At 68.2% G+C, this 21588-nt stretch carries 17 protein-coding genes and 1 tRNA gene; 8 read left to right on the top strand and 10 right to left on the bottom strand.

Annotated elements, in window-relative coordinates:
• Positions 1-339: 339 nt before the first annotated feature.
• Positions 340-416, bottom strand: a tRNA-Met gene (locus tag QOZ99_RS20160).
• A 152-nt stretch (positions 417-568) separates the two neighbouring features.
• On the opposite strand from QOZ99_RS20160, the gene QOZ99_RS20155 reads away from it, so the two are divergent.
• The 3 genes from QOZ99_RS20155 (at position 569) to QOZ99_RS20145 (ending at position 3986) form a co-directional block, all read left to right on the top strand.
• Entirely contained in the window at positions 569-1534 is a 966-nt protein-coding gene (locus QOZ99_RS20155) for a CHAD domain-containing protein (RefSeq protein ID WP_306891787.1), read from the top strand.
• 44 nt (positions 1535-1578) lie between these two features.
• A complete protein-coding gene (locus tag QOZ99_RS20150; protein ID WP_306891786.1) occupies positions 1579-2502 on the top strand; it encodes a LysR family transcriptional regulator in 924 nt (307 codons plus the stop codon).
• Positions 2503-2780: 278 nt separating this feature from the next.
• Complete coding sequence (locus QOZ99_RS20145; RefSeq protein WP_306891785.1) at positions 2781-3986, top strand: NAD-dependent formate dehydrogenase; 1206 nt, start codon at positions 2781-2783, stop codon at positions 3984-3986.
• A 253-nt stretch (positions 3987-4239) separates the two neighbouring features.
• On the opposite strand, the gene QOZ99_RS20140 is transcribed toward QOZ99_RS20145, so the two are convergent.
• Positions 4240-6591: a thiamine pyrophosphate-binding protein gene (locus QOZ99_RS20140; protein WP_306891783.1), complete on the bottom strand. Its 2352-nt coding sequence runs from the start codon at positions 6589-6591 to the stop codon at positions 4240-4242.
• Between the two features lie 127 nt (positions 6592-6718).
• Between QOZ99_RS20140 and QOZ99_RS20135 the strand changes: the two genes are divergently transcribed.
• Together QOZ99_RS20135 and QOZ99_RS20130 are read left to right on the top strand one after the other, a co-directional pair.
• Complete coding sequence (locus QOZ99_RS20135; protein ID WP_306891782.1) at positions 6719-7189, top strand: Lrp/AsnC family transcriptional regulator; 471 nt, start codon at positions 6719-6721, stop codon at positions 7187-7189.
• 174 nt (positions 7190-7363) lie between these two features.
• Positions 7364-8194, top strand: a complete 831-nt coding sequence (locus QOZ99_RS20130) for a DUF72 domain-containing protein (protein WP_306891781.1) — start codon at positions 7364-7366, stop codon at positions 8192-8194.
• Here QOZ99_RS20130 and QOZ99_RS20125 read toward each other — a convergent pair.
• The 6 genes from QOZ99_RS20125 to QOZ99_RS20100 form a co-directional block, all read right to left on the bottom strand.
• Positions 8178-9587, bottom strand: a complete 1410-nt coding sequence (locus QOZ99_RS20125; protein WP_306891780.1) for an ATP-binding protein — start codon at positions 9585-9587, stop codon at positions 8178-8180. The genes QOZ99_RS20130 and QOZ99_RS20125 overlap by 17 nt on opposite strands.
• A gap of 1 nt (position 9588) precedes the next feature.
• Complete coding sequence (locus QOZ99_RS20120; protein ID WP_306891779.1) at positions 9589-10281, bottom strand: response regulator; 693 nt, start codon at positions 10279-10281, stop codon at positions 9589-9591.
• Positions 10278-10865 carry a cytochrome b/b6 domain-containing protein gene (locus QOZ99_RS20115; RefSeq protein ID WP_306891778.1) on the bottom strand — a complete coding sequence of 196 codons (588 nt, stop codon included), beginning with the start codon at positions 10863-10865 and terminating at the stop codon, positions 10278-10280. The genes QOZ99_RS20120 and QOZ99_RS20115 overlap by 4 nt, the downstream gene beginning before the upstream one ends.
• Positions 10865-11137, bottom strand: coding sequence for a PepSY domain-containing protein (locus QOZ99_RS20110; RefSeq protein ID WP_183191515.1), 273 nt, complete (start codon positions 11135-11137; stop codon positions 10865-10867). Before QOZ99_RS20110 ends, QOZ99_RS20115 begins: the two co-directional genes overlap by 1 nt.
• 129 nt (positions 11138-11266) lie before the next feature.
• Complete coding sequence (locus QOZ99_RS20105; protein ID WP_306891777.1) at positions 11267-13645, bottom strand: phosphoketolase family protein; 2379 nt, start codon at positions 13643-13645, stop codon at positions 11267-11269.
• An 84-nt stretch (positions 13646-13729) separates the two neighbouring features.
• Positions 13730-14713, bottom strand: coding sequence for a zinc-dependent alcohol dehydrogenase family protein (locus tag QOZ99_RS20100; RefSeq protein ID WP_306891776.1), 984 nt, complete (start codon positions 14711-14713; stop codon positions 13730-13732).
• 407 nt (positions 14714-15120) lie between these two features.
• Here QOZ99_RS20100 and QOZ99_RS20095 point away from each other — a divergent pair, with 407 nt between their 5' ends.
• The 3 genes from QOZ99_RS20095 to QOZ99_RS20085 are packed head-to-tail and all read left to right on the top strand — an operon-like array spanning position 15121 to position 20008.
• A complete protein-coding gene (locus QOZ99_RS20095) occupies positions 15121-16176 on the top strand; it encodes an HlyD family secretion protein (RefSeq protein WP_306891775.1) in 1056 nt (351 codons plus the stop codon).
• The gene (gene rbbA / locus QOZ99_RS20090) at positions 16173-18884 is read left to right on the top strand and encodes a ribosome-associated ATPase/putative transporter RbbA (RefSeq protein ID WP_306891774.1); all 2712 of its coding nucleotides are present in this window, start codon (positions 16173-16175) and stop codon (positions 18882-18884) included. The genes QOZ99_RS20095 and rbbA overlap by 4 nt, the downstream gene beginning before the upstream one ends.
• Before the next feature lie 2 nt (positions 18885-18886).
• The gene (locus QOZ99_RS20085) at positions 18887-20008 is read left to right on the top strand and encodes an ABC transporter permease (RefSeq protein WP_306891773.1); all 1122 of its coding nucleotides are present in this window, start codon (positions 18887-18889) and stop codon (positions 20006-20008) included.
• A 33-nt stretch (positions 20009-20041) separates the two neighbouring features.
• Here QOZ99_RS20085 and QOZ99_RS20080 read toward each other — a convergent pair whose 3' ends face one another.
• Together QOZ99_RS20080 and QOZ99_RS20075 are read right to left on the bottom strand one after the other, a co-directional pair.
• Complete coding sequence (locus tag QOZ99_RS20080; protein ID WP_306891772.1) at positions 20042-20611, bottom strand: TetR/AcrR family transcriptional regulator; 570 nt, start codon at positions 20609-20611, stop codon at positions 20042-20044.
• A 138-nt stretch (positions 20612-20749) separates the two neighbouring features.
• Positions 20750-21580 carry an aldo/keto reductase gene (locus QOZ99_RS20075; RefSeq protein ID WP_306891771.1) on the bottom strand — a complete coding sequence of 277 codons (831 nt, stop codon included), beginning with the start codon at positions 21578-21580 and terminating at the stop codon, positions 20750-20752.
• Between the last annotated feature and the right edge of the window lie 8 nt (positions 21581-21588).

Here is a 21588-nt window from a genome sequence, read left to right as displayed (position 1 = left end):
ACGCTCGCTCAGCAGGAACAAATCACCCATGCCAGCCTCCTCAAGGGAGACTGTGAATCACAACTCAAGGCAGATTAATAGGTCCTGAGCCTAGGCGAGCAAGGTCGCGACCTCTGACCCATGCGCTGAACCGGTCAGAGGAAAGGCCTCAGGCAGCGGAAGCCTTGCGGATGCGGATCGAGCGGATCGTGCTGACGCCCGGCAATGAACGAGGCGAGATTTTCGCGGCATTGCACGGCGAACTGCGCACCATCCTCGAAGGAACCGAGCGCCAGGCAATCGGAAAGACCCTTAAAACAACAAAACCCGCAGCCGAGGCTGCGGGTTTGTCTGTATCAGTGGTTGCGGGGGCAGGATTTGAACCTGCGGCCTTCAGGTTATGAGCCTGACGAGCTACCGGGCTGCTCCACCCCGCGTCAGAGCCGGAAGGCGTTGGGCGCCGCCGACGACGGGTATCTAGCAATCCGGATGGCCAAAGGAAAGGGGCATGGGATAGTTTTTGTCATGGGAACGTCGCGCCGGACCGGCAATTCGCCTGCAAGTCGTTAAAATAACAAAGGAAATTCAGATGTCGGAACTTGTGCATGGCGGCTCTGCGTCACCGTCGCCCGAGGGCGCGGCCGGGCTTGAGGCGGCGATGTCGGCGCTGGCGCGGGCGCTGGGAGATGCCGCGGCGCAGGCGCGCGGGGCGCTCGACATCGCGGAGCCGGTCCAGGCGGTGCATGACGTGCGCAAGGCGTTCAAGCGGTTGCGGGCGCTGCTGCGCCTTGTCCGCCATGCCGGCGGGCGCGAGGAGCGTGCCGCCGCCCGCGTGCTCGGCCGGGCGCTCGGCACCGGCGCCGGCCGGCTGTCGGTGACGCGGGATGCCGCCGCCCGGCGCGCGGCGCTCGACGATCTGGTCGAGCAGGAACTCATCGCCCCGGCGGTGCGGGGGGCCGCCGGCCGCGCGCTGGCGCCGCGTGCCGCGGACGGACAGGAGGCGGGCCTCGGCCGGCATCGCGAGGAACTGTCCGCGCTGATCGAGGCCTGCGCTGCCGGCGCCCGGGATCTGGCCGGCGCGCTCGGCCCGCGGCGCGTGCTGGATGCGATGACGGTGGAATATGCCCGCGCCCGGCGGCTGGGCGGCAAGGTCGATGCCGCCGACCCGGAGAGCCTGCACGCGTTGCGCAAGGCTGTCGTTGCCCATCGCTACCAGATGGAACTGGCCGGCGAGGCCTGGCCGGCGCTGGGCGCATTCTGGGTGAACGAATTGCAGAAGCTGCGCGACCGGCTCGGCACGCATCACGATCACGCGGTTCTGCTGCACGACCTGCTGGCGCTGCCCCCGCGCCGCGCCTCCCGCGCCGAGATCCGCGAGACCCAGCCGGCGACCCAGCCGGCCTGGCGCGCCGCGCTCGCCGCTTCCATCGAGACCCGTCAGGCGAAGCTGGTGCGCACCGCGATGCGCCAGCATGCCCGGCTGTTCGCCGAAACGCCGAAAGCCTTCCGCCGGCGCCTCGCGGCCTATTTTGATCCTGTACAGGATCGGGAATAGATACGGCCGCCCGCGCCACCCGGCGCGCGTCACAGGAGGGGCGGATGTTCGTCCGGCAGATGCATTATCTGGTCGCGCTGGCCCGCGAGAAGCATTTCGGCCGGGCGGCGGAGGCCTGTCATGTCTCGCAGCCGACCCTTTCCACCGGCATCCGCAAGCTGGAGGAGGAACTCGGCCTGCCCATCGTGGTGCGCGGCCACCGTTTCCTCGGCTTTACCGCCGAGGGGGAGCGGGTGCTTGCCTGGGCACGGCAGATCGCGGCGGATTACGCGAGCCTGCGGCAGGAGCGGGCGGACCCCTCCGGCCGGCTGAGCGGCACGCTCCGGGTGGGCGCCATTCCCGCGGCGACCGCCGCCGCGCCGGCTTTGCTCGCGCCGTTCCGCGACCGGCACCCGGATGTGACGGTGCAGATGCTCACCCTGAGTTCGGCGGCGATCCAGCGCGGGCTCGATGAGCGCGATCTCGATGCCGGCATCACCTATCTGGACAACGAGCCGCTGAACCGTGTGCGCCGCGTGCCGCTCTATACCGAGCGCTATGTGTTCGTGACGCGGGCCGGCGATCCGCTGGCGCGCCGGCGCACGCTGCGCTGGGCGGAGGCGGCGGCGCAGCCGCTGTGCCTGCTCACCCCCGACATGCAGAACCGGCGCATCATCGATCAGGTGATGGCCGAGGCGGGGCTTGCCTCGCAGCCGGCGATCGAGACCAATTCCTTCATGGGCGTGTGGAGCTTCGTGCGGCGCGGGCCCTGGACCAGCATCGTGCCCGAGGCGAGCTTCAAGGGGCTCGGCAATGCCAGCGACCTCATCGCCATCGAGCTGGTCGAGCCGGTGCGCACCCAGCCCATCGGCCTTGTCCTGTCCGAGCGTGATCCGCTGAGCCCGGTGGCCGCCGCGTTGCTGAAACTGGTGCGGGCACTGACGCGGGACGCGACGGAGGGGCAAGGTTTGATTGATAATATCTTTTAACTGAGTGATTTTTGATTGGCTTTATCTATCAATCCTTTGTCCCTTTCAATTTGAGCACGGCGCGCTAACTCCTCATTGTACTGATGTCGACGGCGAAGCGGCAGGGATCACGCCGCACGCCGGCCGATGTGGAGGACGCCCGTCGCTCTGTGCGCGGGGCATCAGGCGGTGCGCCCCCAAGGGCGGCCGTACTGAAGGATCCGGCTTTGCAAGCTGAGCCATCTGCCGCTATCCGCGGCGGAAGCGTCCCCGCTCACCCTGACGAGAGGAGATGTTCCATGGCCAAGGTTGTCTGCGTTCTCTACGACGATCCGGTTGACGGCTACCCCACGACCTATGCCCGCGACGACCTGCCGAAGATCGATCATTATCCCGGCGGGCAGACCCTGCCGACGCCGAAGGCGATCGACTTCGTGCCCGGCACGCTGCTGGGCTCGGTCTCGGGCGAACTGGGCCTGCGCACCTATCTCGAAGCCAATGGCCACACGCTGGTGGTGACATCCGACAAGGACGGCCCGGACTCGGTGTTCGAGAAGGAGCTGGTCGATGCCGATGTGGTCATTTCCCAGCCGTTCTGGCCGGCCTATCTGACGCCCGAGCGTATCGCCAAGGCGAAGAACCTCAAGCTCGCGCTCACCGCCGGCATCGGCTCGGACCATGTCGATCTTCAGTCGGCGATCGACCGCAACATCACGGTGGCGGAAGTCACCTACTGCAACTCGATCAGCGTCGCCGAGCACGTGGTGATGATGATCCTCGGGCTGGTGCGCAACTATCTCCCCTCGCATGAATGGGCGCGCAAGGGCGGCTGGAACATTGCCGATTGCGTCGCGCATTCCTACGATCTCGAAGGGATGACCGTCGGTTCGGTCGCGGCCGGCCGCATCGGCCTCGCCGTGCTGCGCCGCCTCGCGCCCTTCGACGTGAAGCTGCACTACACCGACCGCCACCGCCTGCCGGAAGCGGTGGAAAAGGAACTGAACCTCGTCTGGCACGACACGCGCGAGGACATGTATCCCCATTGCGACGTGGTCACGCTCAACGTGCCGCTGCATCCCGAAACCGAGCACATGATCAATGACGAGACGCTGAAGCTGTTCAAGCGCGGCGCCTATATCGTCAACACGGCACGCGGCAAGCTGGCCGACCGCGACGCGATCGTGCGTGCGCTGGAAAGCGGGCAGCTCGCCGGCTATGCGGGCGACGTGTGGTTCCCCCAGCCCGCGCCGGCCGATCACCCCTGGCGCACCATGAAGTGGAACGGCATGACGCCGCATATTTCCGGCACCTCGCTCACCGCGCAGGCGCGCTATGCCGCCGGCACGCGCGAGATCCTGGAAGCCTTCTTCGAGGGGCAGCCGATCCGCGACGAATACCTGATCGTGCAGGGCGGCGCGCTCGCCGGCACCGGCGCGCATTCCTATTCCAAGGGCAATGCGACCGGCGGCTCGGAAGAGGCGGCCAAGTTCAAGAAGGCGGGCTGAGTTCAGGACGGCGGGCTGAGTTCAAGAAGGCGGGCTGACCGGCATTCCAGCGGTGCGCGTCCTTCGGACGGCGCGCACCGTGCCTTCCCGACGCGCGCGGCTGCCCGTCTGGCTGGCGAGCGTCTGGCCAACTGCGCGCCGGTCCCGCGAAGACCGGCGCGTTTCTTTTTGAGGGGCGGTATCCGACTTATTCTCTGCTTCCCTCACCCCAACCCTCTCCCCATTGGGGAGAGGGTGCGGTCGCTCAGTCTCTTCACACCGCCCGCAGATGGCGGATCGGCCGGCCGGGCGCGACGGCCTGCGCGGCGCGGGCGATGCCCTCGGCGTCGATGCCGTAATGGCGATAGAGATCCTGCAGCGTTCCGGTCTGGCCGAAATGCTCGACGCCGAGCGCGCGGGTACGGTGGCCCCACACCGAGCCGAGCCAGCCGAGCGTGGCCGGATGGCCATCGATCACGGTGATCAGCGCGCAATCGTGCGGCACCTCGGCGAGCAGCGTCTCGATATGGCTGCGCGCCGGCGGGTCGCCCTCCTCGCGTGCCCGCTGCGCGCCGGTCCAGCCGCCATGAAGACGATCGGCCGAGGTGACGGCGAGCAGGCCGACATCGCGCCGGTCCTCGGCGATCAGCCCGACCGCCGCGATGGCCTCGGGCGCCAGCGCTCCCGTATAGGCGACCACGACCTGCGCGTTCGGGCCGGGGGGGCGCATCCAGTAGCCGCCCTTGACGATGTCGCCGGCGAGGCCGGCATCGAGGCTCCGCTTGGGCTGCTCGATGGAGCGGGTGGACAGGCGCAGGTAGGTGGAGCCGCCGTCATCCTGCTGCATGTGCGCGAAGCCGAAGCGCAGGATCACGGCGAGTTCGTCGACGAAGGCCGGCTCGAAGCTGGCGAGCCCGTCCTGCGCCATGCCGATCAGCGGCGTGGCGATGGACTGGTGCGCTCCGCCTTCCGGCGCCAGCGTCACCCCCGAGGGCGTGGCGGCGAGGATGAAGCGGGCGTCCTGGTAGCAGGCATAGTTCAGCGCATCGAGCCCGCGCTCGATGAAGGGATCGTACAGCGTGCCGACGGGCAGCAGCCGCTCGCCGAACAGGAAATGCGACAGGCCGAGCGCCGAGAGCATGATGAACAGGTTCATCTCGGCAATGCCGAGTTCCAGGTGCTGGCCCTTGGGCGAGAATTCCCAGTTGAAGGTGGAGGGGATGCGTTCGCGCTTGAACGTGTCGGCCAGTTCCTCGCGCGCGAACAGGCCGCGCCGGTTCACGAAGGCGCCGAGATTGGTCGAGACCGTGACATCGGGCGAGGTGGTGACGATGCGGCTGGCGAACGGGCTGTCCTGCTTGGCGATCTCGTGCAGCAGCAGGCCGAAGCCCTGCTGGGTCGACATCGCGGGCTGAAGCGGCACGTGCAGCGTGGCTGGCACCGCGATGGCGGGCGCCTGGTAGCGCCGCGCGCCGCGCGCGTTGAACGGGGCGGCCTTGAGGAAGGCGTCCAGCGTCTCGGGTGGCGTCGAGAGGCCCTCGAAGCGGTCCCATTCATGACCGCTGCGCACATGATGCTCGGTGCGCAGCTTTTCCACCTGCGCCGCGGTCATCAGCCCGGCATGATTGTCCTTGTGCCCGGCGAGCGGCAGGCCGAAGCCCTTGATCGTGTAGGCGATGAAGCAGACCGGCCGGTCATGCGCGCGCGCTTCCTCGAAGGCGGCGAGCAGCGAGGGCAGGTCGTGGCCGCCGAGATTGGCCATGAGCGCCGCGAGTTCCTCGTCCGAGCGGGCCTCGATCAGCGCCGTGACCGCGCCCTGGTCGCCGATATCGTCCATCAGGCGCTTGCGCCACGCCTTGCCGCCCTGGAAGGTCAGCACCGAGTAGAGCTGGTTGGGGCAGGTATCGATCCAGTGGCGCAGCGCGTCGCCGCCCGGCTCGGCGAAGGCGGCCTGCTGCAACTGTCCGTATTTCAGAATGACGACGTCCCAGCCGAAATTGTGGAAGATGCTCTCGAACCGCTCCCACAACCCCTCGCGCACCACGGCATCGAGGCTCTGGCGGTTATAGTCGACGATCCACCAGGCGTTGCGCAGGCCGTGCTTCCAGCCTTCCAGCAGCGCCTCGAAGATGTTGCCCTCGTCCATCTCGGCATCGCCGACCAGCGCGATCATCTTGCCCTCGGGCAGGGCGGTGCCGAGGTCTTTCGCCCGCAGATAGTCCTGCACCAGCGCGGCAAACAACGTCTGCGCGACCCCTAGCCCCACCGAGCCGGTGGAGAAGTCGACATCGTCGACGTCCTTGGTGCGGGAGGGATAGGACTGCGCGCCCTTGTAGCCGCGGAAATTCTCCAGCTTGGCGCGGGTCTGGTTGCCGAACAGGTACTGGATGGCGTGGAACACCGGGCTGGCATGCGGCTTCACCGCCACCCGGTCCTCGGGCCGCAGCGCGGCGAAATAGAGCGCGGTCATGATCGTGGCGAGCGAGGCGGAGGAGGCCTGATGGCCGCCCACCTTCAGCCCGTCGGTGTTGGATCGCACATGGTTGGCGTTATGGATCGTCCAGGTCGCCAGCCAGCGGACCTTGCGTTCCAGTTCCTCGAGAATTTCCACCCGTCCCGCGGACATTCATGTCTCTCCCGCTTGCAGTCGAGTGAAAATACCCTGGCGGCTCGGGTGAAAGCAGCTGATATAGGCTGCGAGTGAGGCCATGATTGGCTGAAACCACCAATACAGGCAGCCGGGATGGCTCGACATGGCCGAACACACGCTTGACGCGATCGACCGCGGAATTCTCGCCGCGCTGCAGGAAAACGCGCACGCGACCATGGAGGAGATCAGCGCGCGGGTTGGCCTGTCGCCCTCGCCCTGCGCGCGGCGGGTGCGGCAGATGGAGGCGTCGGGCGTCATCAAGGGCTATGTCGCGGTGGTCGACCAGCAGAAGGTCGGTCTGCCGATCAGCGTGTTCGCCTCCATCCGGCTGGAGCGCCAGCGCGAGGACGAGCTGGACCGGTTCTCGCGGGCGATCCTGCGCTGGCCGGAGATCGTGGAATGCTACCTCATGACCGGCCAGCGCGACTATCTCCTGCGCATCGTGGTGAAAGACCTGCCGGCCTATGAGGCCTTCCTCAAGCGCACGCTCACCCGGCTGGAGGGCGTCGCCTCCATCGAATCGAGCTTCGCGCTGAGCCAGGTGAAGCACGCGCAGGCGCTGCCGATCGACTAGAGCTTTTCCGGTGAATTCCGGTTCACCGGAAAAGCTCTAGGTTATTGTTCTGACGCATTTTCTTCACACGAACCGGAATCCGCTTCGCTCGAAAATGCTCTAGGACGGATCGGGTTGCCGGCGCACGGGGGCGCTCCTATCCTGCCGGCCCTCACACCGGCGAGCGAGGCCGTCATGGCACAGCACGGGCAGGCAAGTCACGGGCAGGCACAGCACGGGCAGATCCGCATCGGCGTCGGCGGCTGGACCTTCGAGCCGTGGCGGGGCGCGTTCTACCCCGAGGGTCTCGCGCAGAAGCGCGAGCTGGAACATGCCGCCGGCAAGCTTACCGCCATCGAGATCAACGGCACCTATTACGGCTCGCAGAAGCCCGAGAGCTTCGCCCGATGGTTCGCGGAGACGCCGGACGACTTCGTCTTCACGCTGAAGGGGCCGCGCTTCACCACCAATCGGCGTGTGCTGAGCGAGGCAGGCGAATCCATCGGGCGGTTCGTCACCAGCGGTATCACCGAGCTGAAGCACAAGCTGGGGCCGATCAACTGGCAGTTCATGGCCACCAAGAAATTCGATCCGGCCGATTTCGAGGGCTTCCTCAAGCTGCTGCCGAAAAATGTGGACGGCATCGCGCTGCGCCACGCGGTGGAGGTGCGCCATGACAGCTTCGCCTCTCCCGATTTCGTGGCGCTGGCGCGGGAATATGGCGTCGCCATCATTTTCGCCGGCGACAGCGAGCATCCGTGCATCGCCGATGTCACGGCGCCCTTCGTCTATGCCCGCATCATGGGCACGCGCGAGGAGGAGGCGCTCGGCTATGCGCCGGAAGCGCTGGATGGCTGGGCCGACGCGGCAAGGGCGTGGGCCGCGGGCGGCACGCCGGCCGCGTTCGCCGATCGGCTCCTCGCGCCGCCGGCAGCGGTGACACCGCGCGATGTTTTCCTGTTCGTCATCAGCGGGCACAAGGTCCGCAATCCTGCCGCCGCCATGGCGCTCATCGAGCGGGTGTGAGCGGGTCGGCGGGCGGCAGGGCGATGCGCACGCGCGCGCCGTGTGGGGCATTGCCCGTCATCTCGACGCTGCCGCCGTGCAGACGGGCGATGCGGCGGACGATTTCCAGCCCGATGCCGAGCCCGCCGGCCCGCTTGTAATGTCCCGGCGCCTTGCCGCCGGCGGCCGCCTCGGCGGGCGTGAAGCCGATGCCGTCATCGCTGACGGAAAGGCCCGGCCCGGCATCGGTGGACACGACGATGGCGATGCCGGCCCCGGCCTTGCTTGGCCCGCCGGCTCCTGCCGCACCATGGCGCACCGCGTTCTCGATCAGGTTGCGCACGGCGTCCTTCAGCAGGGCCGGCTGGCCGAGCACGGGCGGGGCCGGCACGGCTTCCAGCGCGATGCTGGCGCCGTGGGCATAGACGAAGGGCGCCAGCGTTGAGACGGTCTCCTCCGCCAGCGTAGCGAGGTCGATGGACACGAAGCCGGAGCGGTCGGAGGCTTCCAGCCGCGCCAGCGTCACGAGTTGCTCCACGAAATGGGTGAGGTCGTCGAGTTCGGCCGTGGCGCGGCGGGCGGCCGGGTGGTCCAGCTTTTCCAGCTCCAGCCGGATCACCGCGAGCGGGGTGCGGATCTCGTGGGCGATGGCGGAGGTGAACAGCTTCTGCGCCGCCATCAATTCGCGCGTGCGGGCATAGGAGCGGTTCACCGCGCCGGCCAGCTGGGCGATCTCGCGCGGCATGCCCTCCGCGTCGAGGCGGGCATCGGTGCCGAGCGGGTCGAGCCGCTCCGCCTGCCGCGCGGCCTTGCCCACCGGGCGCAGCGCGGCGCGCAGCGACAGCAGCGTGGCGCCGAGCACGAAGAGCAGCGTCAGGCTCATCGGCACCAGCATGTGGTCGAGCACTTCCTCGGTCAGCACGCCCCACATGGCGCCCTGCGGGTCGCCCGTCACGGCGATCTCGATGAAGACGACATGGTCGCCGGGCTTGAAGGTGTGGCCACCGGCGAAGGTCAGCGGATAGCCCGGCACCAGCGTGCGGATCCAGAAGGTCGGCGGGTGGAGGTCGAGCGGCAGGAAGTGCTCGGCGCAGTCTTCGTCGCAATGGGAGAACAGCACCACGCCGTTGGCGGTGCGCACGCGCGCCATGTAGCCGGAATTCGCCGTGCGGTAGCGCGCCGCCAGCGCCTCCGGCAGCTGGAAGCCGAGGCGGGTGTCGTCATGCGTCAGCCCCTCCGCGAGTTCGGCGCTTTCGCGCTCCAGCACGAGGCGGGCGAGGTTCTCGGGATCCCGCGCATATTCCACCAGCACGGCGATAAGCTGGGCCAGCATGGCCAGTGCGGCGAAGGCGATGATGCGACCGGCCAGAATGCGGCCGAGCGGGCGTGCCCGCCGCTCGCTCCGGCTCGGCACGTCAGGCCTCCCCCGTATCGGCGCGGGTCTCGCGCAGCATGTAGCCGACGCCGCGCACGGTTTCGATCGCCGCCCGCGTCTCATAGGGCGCCAGCTTGCGCCGCAGCCGCGAGAGCACCAGTTCGATGGCGTTGGGGCTGGTCTCGCCGTCGAATTCCGACAGCATCGCCTCCAGCCCGCGCTTGGGCGTGACCCGGCCGGCATGGCGCAGGAGGATTTCCAGCGCCGCCCGCTCGCGCGGGGCAAGGGCGATGATCTCCCCGGCGCAGCTTGCCTCCTGGGTGGCGGGATCGAAGCGCAGCGCGCCCGTCTCCAGCACCGGATCGGCGACGAGCGGCGCGCGGCGCAGCAGGGCGCGGGCGCGGGCCAGCAATTCGCCATTGTTGAACGGCTTGCCGAGATAATCGTCGGCGCCCGCGTCGAGGCCGGCAATGCGCTCGTCCACCGCCGTGCGCGCGGTGAGCGCCAGCACGGGGGTGGGATCCCTGGCGCGGCGCAGGTCGCGGAGCACCGTCAGCCCGTCGCCGTCGGGCAGGCCGAGATCGAGCAGCACGAGGTCGTAGCGCGTGGTGGCCAGCGCTTCCTGCGCCTGCGCCACGCTGCCCACGGCATCGAGCCGCCAGCCGGCACCGCGAATGGTGTCGCCGACCAGTTCGCGCAGCCGCGCGCTGTCCTCAACGAGGAGAAGTCTCACGGACCCTCACATGCGCGTCGTTCCGGCCGCTTGCGGCCTGTGACCATGGACCATACGAGGTTCTCGCGGTGGCGCCAGCTTTCCACCAGCGCGGCGGCCGCGTGAACGAGGGCGAGCACGAGTAGGCCATTGGCGAGCGTGCCGTGCAGGTCCTCCAGCCACTCCTCGCCCCAGAAGGCGTCGAGCGTCATCATCCAGCCGGTGACGGCGATGCTGGCCAGCAGCGCCATGAGCGCCAGCATCATCACCGCTGCGGCCGGGTTGTGCCCGAGCATGCGCGGCTCCCGACCCTTGGCGAGCGCCGCCAGATAGGAGCGAAGGCGCGCGGGGGTGGGCACGAAATCCGAGAAGCGGGCATATCGCGTGCCGATGAAACCCCAGATCAGCCGAACGACGAGCGCGCCCGCCACGGCATAGCCGACATAGCGGTGCGCCAGCTTGCCCTCCGGCAGGATGAAAAGATTGAGGACGCAGCCGGTGACGACGGTCCAGTGGAACAGGCGCACGACCGGATCCCAGACCCGGACGTCCATGCCCGCGGCCGGGGCGGCAACCGCCCCGGCCTCAGCCGCGTTTCGCGTCATCAGTCGATTTCGGACTTCACGACCGCGCCGGTGACCGGGTTGAAATAGACCTCGGCCTTCTTGTCGTCCTTGGTGTAGCCGTAGATTTCGTAGCAGCTGCCCGAGACCTTGAAGGTCTTGATCTTCTGGTAGCCCATTTCGCTGATCTTGGCCTTCATGGCCTCCTCGGTCAGCCACTTGTCCTTGGCTTCGGTGGTGCAGACCGGGCCGGCGAACGCGGCGACGGGGGCGAGAACGGAGACGGCGACGAGGCCGGCGACGAGTTTGCGCATGAGTGGTTCCTTAGGTCCAGGCGATCGGCGGTGTGCATCGATCGACCGGAACCTAGAGGAGCCAAGCTGTCGCCCGCCTGTCCGCCGGCACAGACTGTGCCGGCGGACAGGCGGGTGTCGGGGAGGGGATCACTCCCCGCCCGGCCAGCGCCAGTCGCGCACCTCCGGCAGGTCGAGGCCATGGGCGCGGATATAGCGCGCGTGTTCGGTCAGCTTGTCGCGGATCGCCTGCCGCGCATGGACCTGGCCGGCGAGCTTGGGCACGCGGTCCAGCACGTCGGCGACGAGGTGGAAGCGGTCCAGCCGGTTGCGCACCACCATGTCGAAGGGCGTCGTGGTGGATCCCTCCTCGACATAGCCGCGCACATGCATGTTGTTGTGATTGTTGCGGCGGTAGGCGAGGCGGTGGATCAGCCAGGGATAGCCGTGATAGGCGAAGATCACCGGCTTGTCCTTGGTGAACAGCGCGTCGAAATCGGCGTCCGAGAGCCCGTGCGGGTGCTCGGATTTCGGCTGCAGCGTCATCAGGTCGACCACGTTGACGACGCGCACCTTGAGGTCGGGGAAGAATTCGCGCAGCAGGCTGGTGGCGGCCAGCGTCTCCAGCGTCGGCACGTCGCCGGCGCAGGCCAGCACCACGTCGGGCTCGCCGCCATGGTCGTTGCTGGCCCATTCCCACAGGCCGATGCCCTGCGTGCAGTGCTTGATGGCGGCGTCCATGTCGAGCCATTGCGGCGCCGGCTGCTTGCCCGCGACGATGACGTTCACCCGGTTCCATGAGCGCAGGCAGTGGTCGGTGACATAGAGCAGCGTGTTGGCATCCGGCGGCAGATAGACCCGCACGATGTCCGCCTTCTTGTTCACCACATGGTCGATGAAGCCGGGGTCCTGGTGGCTGAAGCCGTTATGGTCCTGCCGCCAGACATGCGAGGTGAGCAGGTAGTTGAGCGAGGCGATGGGCCGGCGCCACTCCACCTCGCCCGCGCTCTTCAGCCATTTCGCGTGCTGGTTGAACATCGAATCGATGATGTGGATGAACGCCTCGTAGCAGGAGAACAGGCCGTGCCGGCCGGTGAGGAGATAGCCCTCCAGCCAGCCCTGGCACATGTGCTCGGACAGCATCTCCGTCACCCGGCCGTTCAGCGCGAGGTGGTCGTCATAGGAGAAGGTCTGCGCATTCCACGCGCGGTCCGTCACTTCGAACAGCGCCTGCAGCCGGTTCGAGGCGGTCTCGTCGGGGCCGAACACGCGGAAGTTCCGGGAGGCCAGATTCTCCTTCATCACGTCGCGCAGGAAGATGCCCATGACATGGGTCGATTCCGCCTCCACCGCGCCGGGATGGGGGATGTCCAGCGCATAGGCGGTGAAGTCCGGCAGGCGCAGCGGCCGGCGCAGCGCGCCGCCATTGGCATGCGGGTTGGCGCCCATGCGCCGCTCGCCCATCGGCGCCAGCGAAGCGATCTCCGGCCGCAGCCGGCCGGCCTCGTCGAACAGTTCCTCCGGCCGGTAGCTCCGCATCCAGTCTTCGAGCAGGGTGAGATGCTCGGGCTTCGACATGTCGGAGAACGGCACCTGGTGCGAGCGCCAGAAGCCTTCCGTCTTCTTGCCGTCCACGGTCTTCGGGCCGGTCCAGCCCTTGGGGCTGCGCAGCACGATCATCGGCCAGCGCGGGCGCTCGGTCTCGCCCTGCTCGCGCGCGGCCTTCTGGATGGCGGCGATCCTGGCGAAGGCCGCGTCCAGCGCGCCCGCCATGGCCTGGTGCATGGGATAAGGTTCCTCGCCCTCGACGAAGATCGGGTCGTAGCCATAGCCCTGCAGCAGGCTCTTGAGTTCCTCGGGGCTGATGCGCGCCAGCACGGTGGGGTTGGCGATCTTGTAGCCGTTGAGGTGCAGGATCGGCAGCACCGCGCCGTCGGCGGCGGGGTTGAGGAACTTGTTGCCGTGCCAGGAGGTGGCGAGCGGCCCGGTCTCGGCCTCGCCATCGCCCACCACGCAGGCGACGATCAGGTCCGGATTATCCAGAACGGCGCCATAGGCGTGGCTGAGCGAATAGCCGAGTTCGCCGCCCTCATGGATCGAGCCGGGCGTTTCCGGCGCGGCATGGCTGGGAATGCCGCCGGGGAACGAGAACTGGCGGAACAGCCGGCGCAGCCCTTCCGCGTCCTGCGAAATGTCGGGGTAAAGCTCGCTATAGGTGCCCTCGAGATAGGTCGCGGCCACCACGCCCGGCGCGCCATGGCCGGGGCCGGCGATGAACAGCACCTTGGAATCGGTGTCGCGGATGACCCGGTTGAGATGGACATAGATGAAGTTCAGCCCCGGCGTCGTGCCCCAGTGGCCGAGCAGGCGCGGCTTGACGTGGTCGAGGGTCAGCTTCTCGCGCAGCAGCGGGTTGTCGAGCAGGTAGATCTGCCCGACCGAGAGATAGTTCGCCGCCCGCCACCAGGCGTGCATGCGGGTGAGCAGTTCGGGCGTCAGCGTGTCCGTCGTGGTCGGTTCGGCGGCCATCGGTCTCTCCTGTTACGGCTCAGTCGCAAAAGCGGGTTGAAGACTAGATAGGGCGCATGACGCTCAGGTCACGGTACGCGCACGTCACGGCACCAGCACCGCCGCGCCCTGGAATCGACCGGCGCGCAGGTCCGCCAGCGCCTCGTTGGCGCGTTCCAGCCTGTAGGTCGTGGTGGTGGCCCGGATGCCGGCCTGCGGCGCAAGGCTCAGGAATTCCCGTGCGTCCGCGCGGGTGAGGTTGGCGACCGAGACGATCTCCCGCTCTTCCCACAGGAGGGAATAGGGAAATTGCGGGATGTCGCTCATGTGGATGCCCCCGCACACCACGCGCCCACCCTTGGCGACGGCCGCCAGAGCCGTCGGCACCAGCGCGCCGACGGGCGCGAAGATCAAGGCGGCGTCGAGCTTTTCGGGCGGCGTGTCCTGCGAGGCGCCGGCCCAGCGCGCGCCGAGCGAGAGCGCCAGCTGCTGCGCCCTTCCGTCGCCGGCGCGAGTGAAGGCATAGACCTCGCGGCCCTGCCAGCGGCAGACCTGCGCGATGAGATGGGCGGCGGCGCCGAAGCCGTAAATGCCGATGCGGTGCGCGTCCCCGGCCATTTTCAGCGTGCGCCAGCCGATCAGTCCCGCGCACATCAGCGGCGCGGCCGCGACAGGGTCGTCGAACCCGTCCAGCGGGAAGCAATAGCCGGCATCGGCCACGACATGGGTGGCGAAGCCGCCGTCGCGCGTGTAGCCGGTAAAGAGTGGATTGTCGCACAGGTTCTCGCGCTGCCCCGCGCAATAGGGGCACACCCCGCAGGTGTGGCCGAGCCAGGGAATGCCGACCCTTGAGCCGACCGCCGGCGCGGCAACCCCTTCGCCGAGCGCCTCGACGATGCCGACGATCTCATGGCCGGGAATGACGGGCAGCTTGCCCGGCGGCAATTCGCCATCCACCACGTGCAGGTCCGTGCGGCAGACCGCGCAGGCCTCCACGCGCACGCGGATCTCCCCGGCGCCGGGCAGCGGCAGCGCGCGCTCCTCGAGCCGCAGCGCCTCGCCGCAGGCATGCAGGACCATGGCTCTCATCGTGACATCCTCGGCGGCAGCGTTGGCGACAGGCTGGGCACACACGACATCGGCTCATTATCCGGGCAAGTGCTGCGAAGACCAAACGCCGAGACGCTCAGGGGCGCGGCGTCGCGGGAAATCGCTAGCCGGCGAATGAAATCATGCGACGGCGGGGAACCTATCGCATGCTGCGGTGCGGCCGCCGTTGATCACGGTCAATGCCGGCCCCCGCCGACGACCTAGGATCGCGGCCCGATCCGAACAGCCAAGGTGGAGGGCGGCATGGCGCGGCCTTGGCCCGATTGCTGTCTGGCCATGCGCACCCGCGCATGGTTCAATCCTGTCGCGGCGAAGCTGGGGCGGGATCGGCTGTGAAGATGCGATGCGGTTCCGCATCGCAGGCTCTATCGTTCCTGGGAGGCCTGATGAGCGCGTGGCTCGGTCGAGGCGAAAAGACGTCTGCTGTCGCAGCGCGTGCTGCCGTCATTGTCATTCTGGGGCTCGGCCTCGCGCCTCCCGCATCGGCGCAGGAGACGGGAGGCCTGGGCGCCCGGCTGCAGGCGCTGGTGGACAAGCTGACCGGGCACAAGCTCCCGGCCGATATCTTCATGACCAACGGGCGCATCGAATCCGAGCAGGTTCTGGTGGCCTCCAAGCTCGCCGGCCGCGTGGCGCAGGTGCTGGTCGAGGAAGGCCAGACGGTCGACGAGGGCCAGACGGTCGCCCGCATGGACACGGTGGAACTCGCGGCCCAACTCGCCGGCACCGAGGCGCAGGTGCGCGCCGCCGAGAAATCGGTCGCCGAGGCCGAGGCGGCGATCGCCCAGCGCGAAAGTCAGCGCCTGCTCGCCCAGCAGGAATTCGAGCGCGCCTCCAAGCTGAGGGAGAGCGGCTACGGCACCATCCAGTCCGCCGACACGCGCCAGAGCGAGCTGAATGTCGCCGAGGCCGGGCTGAGGGCCTCGCAGGCCGCGCTCGAGGCGGCGCTGGCCACGGCCGATGCCGCCCGCGCCGATGTCGCGCGGATCCAGTCGCAGATCGACGATTCGACGCTGAAGGCGCCGCGCCGCGGCCGCGTCGAATATAAGTTGGTGCGCTCGGGCGAGGTGGTGGCGGCGGGCGCGCCGATCGTCACGCTGCTCGATCTGACCGATGTCTACATGACCGTCTTCGTGCCCGCCCGCGTCGCCGGCCGCCTCGCCATGGGCGACGAGGCGCGCATCGTGCTCGACCCCGCGCCGGAATATGTGATTCCCGCCGCGGTGAGCTTCGTCGCCTCCGGCGCGCAGTTCACGCCGAAATCGGTCGAGACCGATGACGAGCGCGAGAAGCTGATGTTCCGGGTGAAGCTGCGCATCGCCTCGGATCTGCTCAAGCAATATGAGGATCGGGTGAAGACCGGCGTGCGCGGTGTCGCCTATGTGCGCACCGCCAGCACGGCGACATGGCCGGAGGCTCTGGCGGTGAAGCTGCCGCAATGAGCGGGCCGGTCATCGCGCTCCGGGGTGTGGCCCATCGCTACGGCCGCACCATCGCGCTGGACGGTGTCGACCTTGCCGTCCCGGCCGGCTGCATGACCGGGCTGATCGGGCCCGATGGCGTGGGCAAGTCGACCCTGCTCGCGCTGGCGGCGGGGGTGACGCGCATCCAGGCCGGCACGGTGGAAGTGCTGGGCGGCGACATGGCGCGCTCCGGCTGGCGCCGCGCGGCCGGCGGGCGCATCGCCTATATGCCGCAGGGACTGGGGCGCAATCTCTACCCCACGCTCAGTGTCGCGGAGAATCTCGATTTCTTCGGGCGCCTGTTCGGCCAGGGCGCGGGCGAACGGGCGGAGCGCATTGCCGAGCTTGTCGCCGCCACCGGGCTCGCGCCCTTTGCCGACCGGCCGGCGGGCAAGCTCTCCGGCGGCATGAAGCAGAAGCTCGGCATCTGCGCTGCGCTGATCCACGATCCCGACCTCGTCATTCTCGACGAGCCGACCACCGGCGTCGATCCGCTGTCGCGCCGCCAGTTCTGGGAACTGATGGAGCGGCTGCGCGCGCGCCGCCCGAGCATGAGCGTCGTTGTCGCCACCGCCTATATGGAGGAGGCCGAGCGCTTCGACTGGCTGGCGGCGATGAATGCCGGGCGCATCCTCGCCACCGGCTCGCCCGACGATATTCGCCGGCAGTCCGGCGCGCCGACGCTGGAAGCGGCCTTCGTCGCGCTGCTGCCGCAGGCCGAGCGCGCCAGCGCCGCGCCTCTTCCCGATCTGCCGCGCATCCTGCATGACGGCGCGCCGGCCATCGAGGCCACCGGGCTCACCCGCCGCTTCGGCGATTTCGTCGCCGTCGACCATGTCGATTTCCGTATCGAGAAGGGCGAGATCTTCGGCTTCCTCGGCTCCAACGGCTCGGGCAAGTCGACGACCATGAAGATGCTCACCGGCCTGTTGCCGGCGAGCGAGGGCGAGGCGAGGCTGTTCGGCGCGCCGCTGCTGGGCGGCGACATGGCGACGCGCAAGCGTGTCGGCTACATGTCGCAGGCCTTCTCGCTCTATGGCGAACTCACCGTTCGGCAGAACCTCGTGCTGCATGCCCGGCTGTTCGAGATCGCCGACGTGGCCGGCCGGGTGGGCGAGATGCTGGCGCGTTTCGACCTCGCCGACGTGGCGGATATGCGCCCCGAGAGCCTGCCGCTCGGCATCCGCCAGCGCCTTCAGCTTGCCGTGGCGGTGATCCACAAGCCGGAGATCCTCATTCTCGACGAACCGACCTCGGGCGTCGACCCGGTGGCCCGCGACAATTTCTGGCGCATCCTCATCGAACTTTCGCGCCAGGACGGGGTGACGATCTTTCTCTCCACCCACTTCATGAACGAGGCCGAGCGCTGCGACCGCATCTCGCTGATGCATGCGGGCAAGGTGCTCGCCATCGGCACGCCCGATGAGCTGAAGGCCGCGCGCGGCATGGCGACGTTGGAAGAAGTGTTCATCGCCGCGCTGGAGGCGGCGGGCATGGGCCGCGCCGAGGGTGCTGCGGAGCTGCGCGCGCGGCCGGAGGCGGCGCCCGTGCCGGTGCGCCGCTTCGATGCCGGCCGGCTCTGGGCCTATGCGCGGCGGGAAACGCTGGAGATCCTGCGCGACCGGGCGCGGCTCGCCTTCGCCTTTCTCGGGCCGATCCTGCTCATGCTCACCTTCGGCTATGGCATTTCCTTCGATGTCGAGAACCTGCCCTATGCCGTGTTCGACCAGGACGGCAGCGCGCAGAGCCGGCAGTTGCTGGAGGCTTTCGAGGGCTCGCGCTATTTCCAGCTGCACGCGCCGATCACCTCGCCCGACGAACTGGACCGCCGCATGAAGGACGGCGAACTCACGCTCGCCATCGAGGTGCCGCCCGGTTTCGGCCGCGACCTCCTGCGCGGGCGCCAGCCCGAACTGGGCGTCTATGTCGACGGCGCCATGCCGTTCCGCGCCGAGACCACGCGCGGCTATGTGCAGGGCATCGCCCAGAGCTATCTGGCGGATGCGCAGCTGCGCACCACTGGCCGGGACACGCCCTTCTACCCCATCACCATCGAGCCGCGTTACCGCTACAATCAGGCGTTCAAGAGCGTGAACGCGATGGTGCCGAGCGTCATCGTGCTGATGCTGGTGCTGATCCCGGCGATCATGACCGCGCTGGGCGTGGTAAAGGAGAAGGAAAGCGGCTCCATCACCAATTTCCAGTCGACGCCGGTGACGCGGGTCGAATTCCTGCTCGGCAAGCAGCTGCCTTATGCCGTCATCGCCTTTGTCAGCTTCATCTCGCTGGTGCTGATGGCGCGGTTCGTGTTCGACGTGCCGGTGAAGGGCTCGCTGCCCACGCTGGCGCTTGGCTCGCTGGCCTATGTGCTGGCCACCACGGGCTTCGGCCTGTTCGTGTCGAGTTTCGTGCGGAGCCAGGTGGCGGCGATCTTCGCCACCGCCATCATCGCCATCATTCCCGCGGTGAACTTCTCCGGCCTCTTGGTGCCGGTCTCCTCGCTGTCCGGCGGGGCGCGGCTGATCGGCCTGTCCTTCCCGGCGGCGTGGTACCAGCCGGTCAGCGTCGGGGTGTTCGCCAAGGGCCTCGGCTTTGCCGACCTGTGGCTCGACATCGTGGTGATCTTCCTGTTCGCCCTCGGCTTCATCGGCGCGGCGATGCTCGCCCTGCGCAAGCGGAGCGCCTGACCATGTTCGCCCGCCTCGCCCGCATCTTCCGGCTCGGCATCAAGGAACTCTACAGCCTCAAGGCCGACCCGGTGCTGGCCGGACTGATCGTCTACACCTTCACCATCGCCATCTACACGGTGGCCTCGGGGGCCAAGTTCGAGGTCGAGAACGCCGCCGTCGCGGTGGTGGACGAGGACCAGACCGCGCTGTCCCGCCGGCTGCGCGACGCGCTGCTCGAACCCTTCTTCCAGCCGCCCGTGCGGATCGGCGCCGACGAGGTGGGCGCGGCGATGGATTCGGGCCGCTTCGTCTTCGTGGTGGCGATTCCGCCCAAGTTCGAGCATGACGTGATCGCGGAGCGCACACCGACCGTCCAGCTCGACATCGACGCCACCGCCATGTCGCAAGCGGGCAACGGCGCCTCCTATATCCAGAACATCCTCATCCAGGAGGTTCTGGCCGCCGTGCCGGGCGCGGCGACGGCGACCCCGATCAACGTGGTTGTGCACGCGCTGTTCAATCCCAACCTGCAATCAGCCTGGTTCACCGCTGTTATGCAGGTCATCAACAATGTCACCATGCTGGCGGTGATCCTCGCCGGCGCGGCGCTGATCCGCGAGCGCGAGCACGGCACCATCGAACATCTGCTGGTAATGCCGGTGACGCCCATCGAGATCATGCTGGCGAAGATCTGGGCCAACGGCATGGTGATCGTCCTTGCCGCGACGCTCTCGCTGGTCATCGTGGTGGAGCGGCTGCTCGGCGTGCCGGTGCAGGGCTCGGTGCCGCTCTTCGTCGGCGCCATGGTGGTCTACCAGTTCTCGGTGACGGCGCTCGGCATCCTCATCGCCACCGTCTCGACCTCGATGGCGCAGTTCGGCCTCATCGTCATGCCGGTCCTCATCGTGATGAACCTGCTGTCGGGCTCGACGACGCCGATGGAGAGCATGCCGGTCTGGCTGCAGAACGTGATGCAGTTCTCACCCTCCACCCATTTCGTCGCGCTGTCGCAGGCCATTCTCTATCGCGGCGCCGGGCTGGCGCTGATCTGGCCGCAGCTGCTGGCGCTCGGTGCCATCGGCGGGGCCTTCTTCATCCTTGCCGTATTGCGCTTCCGCAAGGCGCTGCAGGCGGCGCAGTAGTCGCCCGCGCGCCTTGGCTCGAACCCCGCCGCGTCACACGCCGAAGCAGGCGCGCAGCTGCAGGCGCACATTGTCGAGGATGGCGGCGGAGAGGGCGGGATCGGCCGTGGCGATGCCGCGCGCCATGGTGAGCGCGCCGACCATGGTGGCGAGGATGGTCGTCGCCTTGCGCCGACGGGCCTCGGGCTCGTTGTCGGTGAGGTGGTGCTCGATCACGCCGCGGAAGCGTTCGACCGCCTCGGCATAGTCGCTCTGCAGCTCCGGCCCCTGCCGGGCGATGTCGCCGGCGAACGCGCCGAGCGCGCAGCCGCGGGCCGGGTTGTCGCGATGGGCGATGGAGAGATAGCGGTCGAGAATGGTGGCGATGTCGCCGGAGTGCTTCCAGTTGTCCACGCCTTCGGCGCAGGCCTCGCGGCAGGCGGCTCCGGCAAGATCGGCCTTGGAGCGGAAATGGCCATAGAAGGCGCCGTGTGTCAGCCCGCTGGCCTGCATGATCTCGGCGACGCCGACATCGTTGAATCCGCGTTCGCGAAACAGCCGAGACGCCGATTCCAGGATGGCGCTGCGATGCTCCGCCACCTTCGCCTTCGAGACCCGCACCATGAACCTCCGCACCAGCCCCGCTGTAAGCTCCCCCCTCTTTCCTTATTCAACGGAAAGTCGCGCGAAAGCAAATGCGAAAGGATGCGGATGAATGCGGACCCGCCCCGTGCATTTGGGGGGGGCGGGTCCGGCGATGGCTCAGGCGGCGTCCCAGACGGGCGCGAGGCCGGCCGGGCTGACGATGCGCCCATCGGGCCGGGCGAGCGCGTGGATCGCGGCCATCTCGTCGCTCGACAGCTCGAAATCGAAGACGGCGAAATTCTCCGCCGCGCGCGCCTCGCCGGCGGTCTTGGACAGCGCGATGAGCCCGTCCTGCTGGATCACCCAGCGCAGCACCACCTGGGCGACGCTCTTGCCCCTGGCCCCCGCAATGTCCTTCAGCACCGGATCGGCGAAGACCTTGCCGTCGGCCATGGCGAAATAGGCGGTGACCGACAGGCCCGCCGCGCGGGCGGCACGGACGATCGGGCTCTGGTCGAGATAGGGGTGGTACTCGACCTGGTTGGTGACGAGCGGCGTGGCGCTGAGGCGAACCGCCTCCTGCATCTGCGCGACATTGAAGTTCGAAACGCCGATATGGCGCACCTTGCCGGCCTTCACCACGTCGTTGAGCGCGCCGACGGGTTCGGGCAGCGCATGGCCGGCCGGCCAGTGCAGCAGCAGCAGGTCGACATAGTCGGTCCGAAGCTTCTTCAGGCTCTCATCGACGGAAGCCACCAGCGCGTCATGGCCGTATTTGTCGACCCACACCTTGGTGGTGAGGAAGATGTCGGCGCGGTTGACGCCGGAGGTCTGGATGCCCTCGCCGACCTCGGCCTCGTTGCCATAGGCCTGCGCGGTGTCGATATGGCGGAAGCCGAGCTGGAGCACATGGGGCACCATGCGCAGCGTATCGGGGCCCGACAGGCGGAAGGTGCCGTAGCCGAGGGCGGGAATGCGGGCGCCGTTGGCGCTGACGTAGGGCTGCATCGGATTGT

This window comes from Ancylobacter amanitiformis (genome assembly GCF_030814815.1).
Lineage (GTDB): Bacteria > Pseudomonadota > Alphaproteobacteria > Rhizobiales > Xanthobacteraceae > Ancylobacter > Ancylobacter amanitiformis.
This window is presented reverse-complemented; position numbering and strand designations above follow the sequence as displayed.